General features: G+C 57.8%; 10 protein-coding genes. All 10 read right to left on the bottom strand.

What is annotated here, in order from left to right; genetic code table 11:
* Positions 1 to 5: 5 nt before the first annotated feature.
* On the bottom strand, positions 6 to 1,535 hold the full coding sequence (nuoM, locus tag E0L16_RS06370) for an NADH-quinone oxidoreductase subunit M (protein WP_063450385.1): 1,530 nt from the start codon (positions 1,533 to 1,535) through the stop codon (positions 6 to 8).
* A 76-nt stretch (positions 1,536 to 1,611) separates the two neighbouring features.
* Positions 1,612 to 3,453 (bottom strand): NADH-quinone oxidoreductase subunit L, encoded by a 1,842-nt coding sequence (nuoL, locus tag E0L16_RS06365; protein WP_063868199.1) that lies wholly within the window; start codon positions 3,451 to 3,453, stop codon positions 1,612 to 1,614.
* Complete coding sequence (nuoK, locus tag E0L16_RS06360; protein WP_003861496.1) at positions 3,450 to 3,752, bottom strand: NADH-quinone oxidoreductase subunit NuoK; 303 nt, start codon at positions 3,750 to 3,752, stop codon at positions 3,450 to 3,452. Before nuoK ends, nuoL begins: the two co-directional genes overlap by 4 nt.
* The gene (nuoJ, locus tag E0L16_RS06355; RefSeq protein ID WP_006811379.1) at positions 3,749 to 4,303 is read right to left on the bottom strand and encodes an NADH-quinone oxidoreductase subunit J; all 555 of its coding nucleotides are present in this window, start codon (positions 4,301 to 4,303) and stop codon (positions 3,749 to 3,751) included. Before nuoJ ends, nuoK begins: the two co-directional genes overlap by 4 nt.
* A gap of 10 nt (positions 4,304 to 4,313) precedes the next feature.
* Entirely contained in the window at positions 4,314 to 4,856 is a 543-nt protein-coding gene (gene nuoI, locus E0L16_RS06350) for an NADH-quinone oxidoreductase subunit NuoI (RefSeq protein WP_002913152.1), read from the bottom strand.
* A 14-nt stretch (positions 4,857 to 4,870) separates the two neighbouring features.
* Positions 4,871 to 5,848: an NADH-quinone oxidoreductase subunit NuoH gene (gene nuoH / locus E0L16_RS06345; RefSeq protein ID WP_022648828.1), complete on the bottom strand. Its 978-nt coding sequence runs from the start codon at positions 5,846 to 5,848 to the stop codon at positions 4,871 to 4,873.
* Positions 5,845 to 8,568 carry an NADH-quinone oxidoreductase subunit NuoG gene (nuoG, locus tag E0L16_RS06340; RefSeq protein WP_063450388.1) on the bottom strand — a complete coding sequence of 908 codons (2,724 nt, stop codon included), beginning with the start codon at positions 8,566 to 8,568 and terminating at the stop codon, positions 5,845 to 5,847. Before nuoG ends, nuoH begins: the two co-directional genes overlap by 4 nt.
* Before the next feature lie 55 nt (positions 8,569 to 8,623).
* Positions 8,624 to 9,961, bottom strand: coding sequence for an NADH-quinone oxidoreductase subunit NuoF (nuoF, locus tag E0L16_RS06335; RefSeq protein ID WP_063450389.1), 1,338 nt, complete (start codon positions 9,959 to 9,961; stop codon positions 8,624 to 8,626).
* On the bottom strand, positions 9,958 to 10,458 hold the full coding sequence (gene nuoE / locus E0L16_RS06330; protein ID WP_006176513.1) for an NADH-quinone oxidoreductase subunit NuoE: 501 nt from the start codon (positions 10,456 to 10,458) through the stop codon (positions 9,958 to 9,960). Before nuoE ends, nuoF begins: the two co-directional genes overlap by 4 nt.
* A 2-nt stretch (positions 10,459 to 10,460) precedes the next feature.
* The gene (gene nuoC, locus E0L16_RS06325; protein ID WP_003861484.1) at positions 10,461 to 12,263 is read right to left on the bottom strand and encodes an NADH-quinone oxidoreductase subunit C/D; all 1,803 of its coding nucleotides are present in this window, start codon (positions 12,261 to 12,263) and stop codon (positions 10,461 to 10,463) included.
* Between the last annotated feature and the right edge of the window lie 26 nt (positions 12,264 to 12,289).

Raw genomic sequence — 12,289 nt, 5'->3', positions numbered from 1 at the left:
GCGAATTACGGCCTTGTAGTAGAAGCAGAATTAACAAACCACTGCTGGATGTTACCCATCGCGCTGTGCGAGGTATCCAGAATCGGCTGCGGATAGAAGCCCAGCAGCACCAGCAGTACGACCAGCAGCAGGATGATGAACAGCTCACGCAGCGACATCCCCGGCAGTTCTTGTGCAGCAATTTCGCTCTTCGCTTTACCGAAGTATGCGCGGTGCAGCATCGCCAGTGAGTACACGGACGCGAACACCAGACCGAAGGTAGAGATGACGGTAATCATCGGAACCACCTTGAAGCTGCCGAACAGGATCATAAACTCGCCGACGAAGTTACCGGTACCCGGCATACCCAGCGTTGCCACCGCGAAGAACATGGAGAGCGCAGGAAGCCATTTCATTTTGCCCCACAGGCCGCCCATCATGCGCATGTCGCGGGTGTGCAGACGCTCGTAGAGCTGACCGCACAGGATAAAGAGACCGGCTGCGGACAGGCCGTGCGCAATCATCTGGATCACCGCACCCTGGTACGCCAGCTGGCTGCCGGTGTAGATGGCAATCAGCACGAAGCCCATGTGGGAAACGGAGGTGTACGCAATCAGACGTTTGATGTCGTACTGCGTGAAGGCCATCCACGCGCCGTAGAAAATACCGATCACGCCCAGCCACATGGCAATCGGCGCGAACTCTGCGGATGCGTTCGGGAACAGCGGCAGGGAGAAGCGCAGCAGACCGTAGGCCGCGGTTTTCAGCAAGATACCCGCCAGGTCAACGGAACCCGCCGTTGGCGCCTGTGAGTGCGCGTCCGGCAGCCAGCCGTGCAGCGGTACTACCGGCATTTTCACCGCGAAGGCGATGAAGAAGCCCAGCATCAGCAGGTATTCCACGCCGTGGGACATCGGGGTCTTCAGCAGATCTTCATAGTTGAAGGTCCAGACGCCGGTGGCGTTGTAATGCACAAACACCAGCGCCAGGATGGCAATCAGCATCACCAGACCGCTCGCCTGGGTATAGATGAAGAACTTGGTGGCCGCCGTGATACGCGTTTTACCGTCGGAGGCCTTGTGGCCCCACAGCGCGATCAGGAAGTACATCGGCACCAGCATCATCTCCCAGAAGAAGAAGAACAGGAACATGTCGATGGCCAGGAACACGCCGATTACGCCGCCCAGGATCCACATCAGGTTCAGGTGGAAGAAGCCCTGGTATTTTTCGATTTCTCGCCAGGAACACAGTACCGCCAGAACGCCGAGCAGACCGGTCAGTACCACCATCAGCAGCGACAAACCGTCAATCGCAAGGTGGATCGTGATACCGAAACGGGGGATCCACGGCAGAATGAACTCAGACTGCCACTGTGGAAGGCCCGCAGACTGAGTCAGTGAGTAGCCACCCTGCAACCACAGTTGCAGGCCAAGCGCGAGCGTCAATCCCATGGTGATCAGCGCGATCCAGCGCGGCATCTTCACGCCAAAGCGTTCAGTCTGCCAGCACAGGAAGCCGCCGATGAAGGGAATTAATATTAGCCAGGGTAGTAACATGGCGATTTATATTCCTTTTTAAGGCCCCCAACAGGGGCCTGATTTTCAACGAATTCGAATAAAATTCACTTAACGATCAACGCAACACCATCAGCAGCGCCAGTACAACAACCGCACCGATGCTCATGGACGCCACATACCAGCGCAGATAACCGTTCTCGCTGAACAGCAGGCCTTTACCTGCAAAGCGAGAGAGGATCGCCGGGATATTCATCAGGCTGTTCAGTGGATCGCGCTTCAGCAGCCACGCAATGCCCAGGAACGGCTTCACGAAGATCATGTCGTACAGCCAGTCGAAGCCCCACGCGTTGTACCACCAGGTGCCCAGCAGACGGCCCGGCGCGCTGTTGGCAACGGCGGTCACCAGCGTGCGTTTACCCAGCCACAGCCAGGCGGCAATCAGGATGCCCGCAATTGCGACCACGCCGGAGGTGATTTCAAGCGTCAGAACGCGACCGTGCTCAAGCTCGGTTGTCGCCGGCAGTACGCCCTGCAACGGTGGCACAATCATCGCGCCAACGAAGGTGGAGAGGACCAGCAGCACAATCAGCGGCAGGTGATGGGTAATCCCCTTCCCTGCGTGAGCGTGAATTTGTTCTTTACCGTGGAATACGATGAAAATCATACGGAAGGTGTACAGGGAGGTCATGAACGCACCGACCAGACCCGCAACCATCAGATTGATATGACCATTCGCCATGGCGCCCGCAAGGATTTCGTCCTTACTGAAGAAGCCCGCGGTAATCAGCGGCAGTGCCGCCAGCGCCGCACCGCCCACCAGGAAGCAGACATAGACCAGCGGGATGGACTTACGCAGTCCGCCCATTTTGAAGATGTTCTGCTCGTGGTGGCAGGCCAGGATCACCGAACCGGATGAGAGGAACAGCAGCGCTTTAAAGAACGCGTGCGTCATCAGGTGGAAAATGGCTGCGTCCCACGCCTGAACGCCCAGCGCCAGGAACATGTAACCAATCTGGCTCATGGTGGAGTACGCGAGAACGCGCTTGATGTCAGTCTGCACCAGCGCGGCAAAGCCAGCCAGCACCAGCGTAACCGCACCGACGATACCCACCAGATGCAGAATTTCCGGGGTCATCAGGAACAGGCCATGGGTACGCGCAATCAGGTAGACACCGGCGGTAACCATGGTCGCGGCGTGGATCAGCGCGGAGACAGGGGTTGGACCCGCCATCGCGTCGGCCAGCCATGTCTGCAACGGCAGCTGCGCGGATTTACCCACGGCGCCACCCAGCAGCATCAGCGTTGCCCACCACAGCATGTTGTTGCCTGCTTCGAAGTGCGCCGGCGCCAGTTCCACCATTTCGCGGAAGTTCAGCGTGCCCAGTTCGTTGTAGAGAATGAACAGCGCGAAAGCGAGGAACACGTCACCCACGCGGGTCACGACGAACGCTTTCATGGCCGCTGCGCCATTCTTCGGATCGGTGTAGTAGAAACCGATCAGCAGGTAAGAGCACAGGCCCACGCCTTCCCAGCCCAGATACATCAGCAGCAGGTTATCGGCCAGCACCAGAACGACCATGCTGGCGATAAACAGGTTGGTGTAGGCGAAGAAGCGGGAATATCCCTCTTCACCGCGCATATACCAGGAGGCGAACATGTGGATCAGGAAGCCCACGCCGGTGACCACGGAGAGCATGGTCAGAGACAGACCATCCAGCACCAGGTTAAAACCGATGTTGAAGTTACCGACCGACATCCAGTTCCACAGCGGTACGCTGTAGGCCTGACGCCCGTTGTTAAAGAAGTCGATACCCGCATACGCTGTGACCAGCGCCGACAGGCCGATAGCGCCAATGCCCACGGTCGCGGACAGATTCTCAGACCAGCGGCCGCGAGAAAATGCCAGCAGCACGAAGCCAATCAGCGGAAAAATAATGGTTAAGGCAAGCATGTTCATCCACGCAACTCACTTACTGAATCGATGTTCAGGTTCTGGCGGCGACGATGGAGCTGTAGCAACAGCGCCAGGCCAATACTCGCTTCAGCAGCCGCGAGGCTGATGGCGAGAATGTACATCACCTGACCATCGGTCTGGCCCCAGTAGCTGCCGGCGACCACGAAGGCCAGCGCGGAAGCGTTGATCATGATTTCCAGACCGATCAGCATAAACAGCAGATTGCGGCGGATAACCAGACCGGTTAAGCCCAGAACGAATAAAATCGCAGCGAGGATCAGTCCATGTGTTAAGGGGATCATGCGCGTTCCTCCGTTTTTCTTTTCGCGCGGTCGTCAGTGCGGTTGCTCAGCACCTCGCCAGCACGCTCTTCGCGGCCAACGTGGAAGGCCACAACCAGACCCGCCAGCAGCAGCATTGAGGCCAGCTCAACCGCCAGAACGTACGGACCAAACAGGGTGATACCCACGGCTTTCGCGCTGATTGGCGTCCCGTCGATCCCCTGGTCGTTGACGCCCAGAATGGCGTAAACAATGACCGCCAGCATAATGGCCGACAAAATTGCCGGGCCGATCCACACCTGCGGTTTCAACCACTGACGTTCCTGCTCAATTTCAGAGCCGCCCAGGTTCAGCATCATCACCACGAACACGAACAGCACCATGATGGCCCCGGCGTAGACGATGATTTCCAGCGCACCGGCGAAGTGCGCGCCCAGCGCAAAGAACACCCCGGAAATGGCCAGCAGCGAAATGATCAAGTACAGCAGCGCATGCACCGGATTGGTGTGCGTGATCACTCGCAGCGTAGCCAGGATGGCGATAAGGCCACAGATATAAAAAGCGAATTCCATTGCCCTCTCCTTACGGTAACAGGCTCTTGACGTCGATAGGCTTAGCTTCGTTCTCTGCTTCGCCTTTATCTTTGCCGTCGATTGCCATACCCGCCATCCGGTAGAAGTTATATTCCGGGTATTTGCCCGGACCGGAAATCAGCAGATCCTCTTTCTCGTACACCAGATCCTGACGCTTGTACTCACCCAGCTCGAAGTCCGGGGTCAGCTGAATCGCCGTGGTTGGGCACGCTTCTTCACACAGACCGCAGAAAATGCAGCGTGAGAAGTTGATGCGGAAGAACTCCGGATACCAGCGGCCATCTACCGTCTCCGCTTTTTGCAGAGAGATACAGCCCACCGGGCACGCTACCGCACACAGGTTACAGGCAACGCAGCGCTCGGCACCGTCCGGGTCGCGCGTCAGCACGATACGGCCACGGTAGCGCGGCGGCAGATATACCGGCTCTTCCGGGTACATCCGGGTTTCGCGTTTAGCAAACGCGTGCAGGCCGATCATCCAGATACTGCGTACCTGGGTGCCGAAACCTACCAATAATTCTTTTAAGGTCATGATCTCAAAGCCCCTTATGGCTGCTGCCAGAGAATGACAGCCGCCGTTACCAACAAGTTGACGAGCGTCAGCGGCAGGCACACTTTCCAGCCGAAGGACATTACCTGGTCATAACGCGGACGCGGTAAGGACGCACGAATCAAAATGAACATCATCATGAAGAACGCGGTTTTCAGCGCGAACCAGATGAACGGCGGTAAGAACGGGCCATGCCAGCCACCAAAGAACAGCGTTACCATCAACGCGGAAATGGTGACGATACCGATGTACTCGCCCACGAAGAACAGACCGAACTTCATGCCGGAATATTCGATGTGGTAACCGTCGGCCAGTTCCTGTTCGGCTTCTGGCTGGTCAAACGGGTGACGGTGACACACCGCCACGCCCGCGATAGCAAAGGTCACAAAACCAAAGAACTGCGGGATAACGTTCCAGATGTCGGCCTGGTTGTTGACGATGTCGGTCATGTTGAATGAACCGGCCTGCGCCACCACGCCCATCAGGGAGAGCCCCAGGAACACTTCGTAGCTCAGCGTCTGCGCGGAAGCACGCATCGCGCCCAGCAGCGAGTATTTGTTGTTACTGGACCAGCCTGCAAACAGCACCGCGTAAACCGCGAGGCCTGCCATCATCAGGAAGAACAGAATGCCGATGTTCAGGTCAGCGACAACCCAGGTCGGGCTGACGGGAACAATAGCAAACGCCAGCAGCAGCGAGGTGAAGGCGATCATCGGTGCCAGCGTAAAGATCACGCGGTCCGAGAAGCGCGGAACCCAGTCCTCTTTGAAGAACATCTTGATCATGTCCGCCACCAACTGGAGTGAACCACCCCAGCCCACGCGGTTCGGTCCGTAACGGTTCTGGAACAGACCGAGAAGACGACGTTCACCAAAGCTCATGAACGCGCCGCAGGTGACGACCACCAGCAGAATCACAACCGCTTTCAGAATGCTCAGCAGGATATCGATAAGATCCGGCGTTAACCAACTCATGCTTTTGCCTCCTGAAGGTTATCAAGATGCGCACCCGCCAGAACCGGCGCGATGCCAGGCATCCCCATCGGCAGACCCACCTGCCCTGCTGACAGACGTTCAGAAATAATCAGCGGCAGGCTGATGGTCTGGCCGTCGTAGCTAAAGGCAATGTTCGCACCCGCGTTCACGCCAAGCTTCGCGGCATCCGCCGGGTTGAGCTTGATGTACGGCTGCGGCATACGCTGCTGGAATACCGGAGAACGCTGGGACATTTCGTCGCTACCGAACAGGTGGTAGTACGGCGCAATACGCCACTGACCTTCCTGAGCCTGGAAGCTCGCCGGAACGGTAGTGAAGAAGTCCAGACCGGTTTCGGAGGCTTCAATCAGTCGCACGCCCGGATCGCCGTGGCGCAGGTGACCGCCCACTTCAGCCTGGAACTTGTTCCATGCCTGCGGGGAGTTCCAGCCCGGTGCCCATGCAAACGGGATTTGCGAACGCGGCGCAGACGGCTGGTTGTTCCCTTCCATCGAGAAGGCAAACATGGTGTCTTTATCCTGCGGCTGGCGCGGTTCGTGCACGCTGATGTTGGCGCGCATCGCGGTACGACCGCTGTAGCGGTGCGGTTCACGCGCCAGTTTCTGACCGCGAATGCGGAAGCTTGCGTCAGGCGCGGCGTCTTTAATACCCGCCAGCTGAGGCAATTTCTCAACAACCGCGTCGATAACGTGGTCGAGCTGCGTCCAGTCCACTTCACGGCTCTGCACGGTGCTGTGCAGGGAGTGCAGCCAGCGCCAGCTTTCCAGCATCACGGTGTTGCTGTCGTAGTACGCCGGGTCATAAACCTGGAAGAAACGCTGTGCGCGGCCTTCGTTATTGATAACCGTACCGTCACTTTCTGCAAAGCTTGCCGCAGAGAGTACCAGGTGCGCTTTGTCCATGATCGCGGTGCGCTGATGGTCAATGACCATCACCAGCGGCGCTTTGGAGAGCGCTGCGTCAACGCGTGCGGCAGACGCGTGGCGATGCAGGTCATTTTCCAGCACCACAACGGCGTCAGCGGCACCGGATTCCAGTTCGCTTAACGCTTCTTCCAGCGAGCCGCCGCCAATCATGCCCAGACCGATGCTGTTTACCGCACGGGCAATCATGGTCACACCGACGTCAGCGCCGCGGCCTTTCAGGGCTTTAGCAACGTTCGCGGCGGCCTGAATGATTTCAGCGCTTCCGGCGTTGGTACCGGAGATGATCAGCGGTTTTTTCGCACCTGCGAGGGCCTGAACAATCACGTCGACCTTGTTTTGCAGGTCGCGATCCAGTTCAACGGCTGGAGAGTTGCTGTCCAGCGCGTGGGCAATGGCAAAGCCCAGACGCGCCTGGTCTTCAACCGGCGCGCAGTAGGTCCACGCGGCGATATCGTCCAGACGGGTGTTGTCGACGTTAGTCACAAACAGAGGATGTTTCGCGCGCTGGCCGATGTTGAGGATCGCCGCAATCTGCCAGTCAGCCACTTTCTGCGCCGCTGCCATTTCACGTGCTTTACCCTTCACCGCCTGACGAACCGCCAGAGCCGCGCGGGCGCCGGTCTGCGTCAGGTCTTCACCCAGCACCAGAACCGCATCATAGGATTCGATTTCGCGCAGCGCAGGCGTATGAACGCCGCCTTCACGCAGCACCTTCAGCACCAGCTGAAGACGTTCCTGCTCGCCCTGAGCGATACCGGTATAGAAGTTTTCCGCACCCACCAGCTCGCGCAGCGCAAAGTTGCTTTCGATGCTGGCGCGCGGGGAGCCGATGCCGATCACTTTCTTCGACTGGCGCAGAATATCTGCCGCGCCCTGCATCGCCTGCTCGGCGTTGAGGGTGATGACGTCGTCGCCACGACGCTGAACCGGCTGACGCGGACGGTCTTTCAGGTTCACGTAGCCATAGCCGAAACGACCGCGGTCGCAGAGGAAGTAGTGGTTAACGGTACCGTTGTAACGGTTTTCGATACGACGCAGTTCGCCGTAACGCTCGCCCGGGCTGGTGTTACAGCCGAGGGAACACTGCTGGCAGATGCTTGGCGCAAACTGCATGTCCCATTTACGGTTGTAGCGCTCGGAGTGGGTTTTATCCGTGAATACGCCGGTCGGACAGATTTCTACCAGGTTACCGGAGAATTCGCTCTCAAGCGTACCGTCTTCCGGACGACCGAAGTAGACGTTGTCGTGCGCGCCATACACGCCCAGATCCTGACCGTCTGCGTAGTCTTTGTAGTAACGCACGCAGCGGTAGCAGGCGATGCAGCGGTTCATTTCGTGCGAGATGAACGGCCCCAGATCCTGGTTACGGTGGGTACGCTTGGTAAAGCGATAGCGACGGAAGCTGTGACCGGTCATGACGGTCATATCCTGAAGGTGGCAGTTACCGCCCTCTTCACAAACCGGACAGTCGTGCGGGTGGTTGGTCATCAGCCACTCCACCACGCTTTCACGGAACTGTTTGGCTTCTTCGTCATCAATCGAAATAAAGGTGCCTTCGGCGGCTGGCGTCATACAGGACATCACCAGGCGACCACGCGTGTCTTCCGCGTTTTGATATTGCTTCACCGCACACTGGCGGCAAGCACCGACGCTGCCCAGCGCCGGATGCCAGCAAAAGTACGGAATATCGAGGCCAAGCGACAGACAAGCTTCCAGCAGGTTGTCCGCCCCGTTGACTTCGTATTCTTTGCCGTCTACATGAATCGTAGCCATTAGCATGCTTCCAGTTGGCTCAGTCGAAACCGAGCGTTAATCAAAATTCTTGTCGTTACCAGCGCGCTTTCAGCAGGTTCGGCTGAATACCATTAATCGAATGGGTATTGCTGAACGGCTGCTTGATGCCTGCTTCGAATTCGTCGCGGAAATATTTAATCGCGCTTTGCAGTGGCTCGACGGCACCCGGTGCGTGGGCGCAGAAGGTTTTACCTGGCCCCAGGAATCGACACAGTTGCTCAAGTGTCTCGATATCACCCGGCTGACCTTCGCCACGCTCGATAGCACGCAGGATCTTCACGCTCCACGGCAGACCGTCACGGCACGGTGTACACCAGCCGCAGGACTCACGGGCGAAGAACTCTTCCAGGTTACGCACCAGCGAGACCATGCCGATCTCGTGGTCGACGGCCATCGCCAGCGCCGTACCCAGACGGCTGCCCGCTTTACCAATGCTTTCGAACTCCATTGGCAGATCAAGGTGGGCTTCGGTCAGGAAGTCCGTCCCCGCCCCGCCCGGCTGCCAGGCTTTGAATTTCAGGCCATCGCGCATGCCGCCTGCGTAGTCTTCAAGAATTTCGCGTGCGGTGGTGCCAAACGGCAGTTCCCAGACGCCAGGGTTCTTCACGCGCCCGGAGAAGCCCATCAGCTTGGTACCCGCATCTTTGCTTGAGGAGATGCCCTGATACCACTCCACGCCGTTCGCGAGGATAGCCGGGACGTTACACAGGGTTTCGACGTTGTTGACGCAGGTCGGTTTACCCCATACGCCGGAGCTTGCCGGGAACGGTGGCTTGGAACGCGGGTTCGCACGGCGACCTTCCAGGGAGTTAATCAGCGCGGTTTCTTCCCCGCAGATATAACGCCCGGCACCGGTGTGCACGAACAGCTCGAAGTCAAACCCGGTGCCCAGGATGTTTTTACCCAGAAGGCCGGCTTCGGTGGCTTCGGCAATGGCGCGACGCAGGTTTTCAGCCGCTTCGATATACTCACCGCGCAGGAAGATGTAGCCACGGTACGCTTTCAGCGCGAACGCGGAGATCAGCATGCCTTCCACCAGCAGGTGCGGCAGCTGCTCCATCAGCAGACGGTCTTTATAGGTGCCCGGCTCCATTTCATCGGCGTTACACAGCAGGTAACGGATGTTCATGGATTCATCTTTTGGCATCAGGCTCCACTTCAGACCGGTGGAGAAGCCCGCACCGCCGCGCCCTTTCAGGCCAGCGTCTTTTACTGCGTTTACGATCTCATCCGGCGCCATGCCGCCAAGGGCCTTACGCGCGCCGGCGTAGCCGTTTTTGCTCTGATATTCATCGAGCCATACCGGCTGTTTGTCATCGCGCAGACGCCAGGTCAGCGGATGCGTCTCAGCAGTACGAATTACAGTTTTCATTTGTACTGCTCCAGCAGGTCAGGAATCGCTTCCGGCGTCAGATGGCTGTGAGTGTCCTCATCAATCATCATGGTCGGCCCCTTGTCGCAGTTACCCAGGCAGCAGGTTGGCAGCAGAGTAAAGCGTCCATCGAACGTGGTCTGGCCCGGCTTGATATTGAGCTTTTTCTCAATCGCAGCCTGAATGCCCTGATAGCCGGTAATGTGGCAGACGACGCTGTCACAGTAGCGGATCACATGGCGGCCTACCGGCTGACGGAAGATCTGGCTGTAGAACGTGGCTACGCCCTCTACGTCACTTGCCGGAATGCCCAGCACTTTTGCGATCTCGTAGATCGCCCCATCCGGCACCCAACCACGCTGTTTCTGTACGATTTTCAGCGCTTCAATGGACGCCGCACGCGGGTCTTCGTAGTGGTGCATCTCATGCTCAATGGCGGCACGCTCTGCTTCACTCAGCTCAAAAGCCTCGGTTTGTGGTTGTTGATTCTCGTGCATAATTAGCGGTCCACATCTGACATAACAAAATCGATACTACCCAGATACACAATCAGGTCGGAGACCAGACTGCCGCGAATGGCGGCCGGGATCTGCTGCAAGTGCGCGAAGCTTGGCGTACGCACGCGGGTACGGTAGCTCATGGTGCTGCCGTCACTGGTGAGGTAGTAGCTGTTGATACCCTTGGTCGCTTCAATCATCTGGAAGGATTCTTGTGCCGGCATGACCGGGCCCCAGGAAACTTGCAGGAAGTGGGTGATCAGGGTTTCGATATGTTGCAGCGTGCGCTCTTTCGGTGGCGGCGTCGTCAGCGGGTGATCCGCCTTGAACGGGCCTTCCGGCATGTTGTTGAGGCACTGCTCAAGAATGCGCAGGCTCTGGCGCAGCTCTTCCACTTTCAGCATCACGCGGGTGTAGCAGTCGGAAACGCCGCCGCCCACCGGGACTTCAAAGTCGAAATTCTCGTAGCCAGAGTAAGGACGGGCTTTACGCACGTCGAAGTCAATACCGGTCGCGCGCAGGCCTGCACCTGTGGTCCCCCACTCCAGCGCTTCTTTCGCGCCGTAGGCCGCAACGCCCTGGGAACGGCCCTTCAGGATGGAGTTACGCAGCGCGGCTTTCTCGTAAGACGCCAGACGTTTCGGCATCCAGTCGAGGAATTCACGCAGCAGGCGGTCCCAGCCGCGCGGCAGATCGTGCGCCACACCGCCGATACGGAACCAGGCCGGGTGCATACGGAAGCCGGTAATCGCTTCCACCAGATCGTAAATTTTCTGACGATCGGTAAAGGCGAAGAAGACCGGGGTCATCGCGCCAACGTCCTGAATGAACGTGGAGATGTACAGCAGGTGGCTGTTAATACGGAACAGTTCAGACAGCATCACGCGAATCACGTTAACGCGATCCGGGACGGTGATACCCGCCAGTTTCTCAACGGCCAGCACGTAAGGCATTTCGTTCACGCAGCCGCCGAGGTATTCGATACGGTCGGTATACGGAATGTAGCTGTGCCAGGACTGACGCTCACCCATTTTCTCAGCACCACGGTGGTGGTAGCCGATGTCAGGGACGCAGTCGACAATCTCTTCGCCGTCAAGCTGAAGAATAATACGGAATGCACCGTGCGCAGACGGGTGGTTCGGACCGAGGTTGAGGAACATGAAGTCCTCGTTTTCGGTACCGCGCTTCATGCCCCAGTCTTCCGGCTTGAAGGTCAGCGCTTCCATCTCCAGATCCTGCTTGGCTTTGGTCAGCTCAAACGGGTCGAATTCGGTGGCACGTGCCGGATAGTCTTTACGCAGCGGGTGGCCGGTCCAGGTCTGCGGCATCATGATGCGCGTCAGGTGCGGGTGGCCGTCGAAGGTCATGCCGAACATTTCCCAGGTTTCACGCTCGTACCAGTTAGCGTTAGGGAAAAGTTTGGTGATCGTCGGCAGATGCATGTCGTTTTCAGACAATGCCACCTTGAGCATGATATCCGTGTTGCGGTCTATTGATATCAGGTGGTAGAAAACGGAAAAATCCGCAGCAGGGAGGCCCTGGCGGTGCGTTCTTAGACGTTCGTCCATGCCGTGTAAGTCAAACAGCATGACGTAAGGTTTTGGCAATTTCTTGAGGAAATCGACAACTTCCAGTAATTGTTCACGCTTCACCCAAACAACGGGTACCCCGGTGCGGGTGGCCTGAACAGTAAAGGCATCCGGCCCAAAACGGTTGCGCAGTTCGCCAATGACGGGGTCATCGAGATGATCCCGGGTCTGCCAGGCAGCTTCTTGCGCGGTTAAGTCGGTCATATTGTTCACCATTGCAAATGGTCCGTGGTGACTGTTAA

The organism is Enterobacter quasihormaechei (genome assembly GCF_004331385.1).
Taxonomy (GTDB): Bacteria; Pseudomonadota; Gammaproteobacteria; order Enterobacterales; family Enterobacteriaceae; genus Enterobacter; species Enterobacter quasihormaechei.
This window is presented reverse-complemented; position numbering and strand designations above follow the sequence as displayed.

Coding starts and splice junctions, on each gene's coding strand:
- nuoH (WP_022648828.1), bottom strand. CDS start 5,848: ATGAGTTGGTTAACGCCGGATCTTATCGATATCCTGCTGAGCATTCTG.
- nuoJ (WP_006811379.1), bottom strand. CDS start 4,303: ATGGAATTCGCTTTTTATATCTGTGGCCTTATCGCCATCCTGGCTACG.
- nuoM (WP_063450385.1), bottom strand. CDS start 1,535: ATGTTACTACCCTGGCTAATATTAATTCCCTTCATCGGCGGCTTCCTG.
- nuoG (WP_063450388.1), bottom strand. CDS start 8,568: ATGGCTACGATTCATGTAGACGGCAAAGAATACGAAGTCAACGGGGCG.
- nuoK (WP_003861496.1), bottom strand. CDS start 3,752: ATGATCCCCTTAACACATGGACTGATCCTCGCTGCGATTTTATTCGTT.
- nuoL (WP_063868199.1), bottom strand. CDS start 3,453: ATGAACATGCTTGCCTTAACCATTATTTTTCCGCTGATTGGCTTCGTG.
- nuoF (WP_063450389.1), bottom strand. CDS start 9,961: ATGAAAACTGTAATTCGTACTGCTGAGACGCATCCGCTGACCTGGCGT.
- nuoC (WP_003861484.1), bottom strand. CDS start 12,263: ATGGTGAACAATATGACCGACTTAACCGCGCAAGAAGCTGCCTGGCAG.
- nuoI (WP_002913152.1), bottom strand. CDS start 4,856: ATGACCTTAAAAGAATTATTGGTAGGTTTCGGCACCCAGGTACGCAGT.
- nuoE (WP_006176513.1), bottom strand. CDS start 10,458: ATGCACGAGAATCAACAACCACAAACCGAGGCTTTTGAGCTGAGTGAA.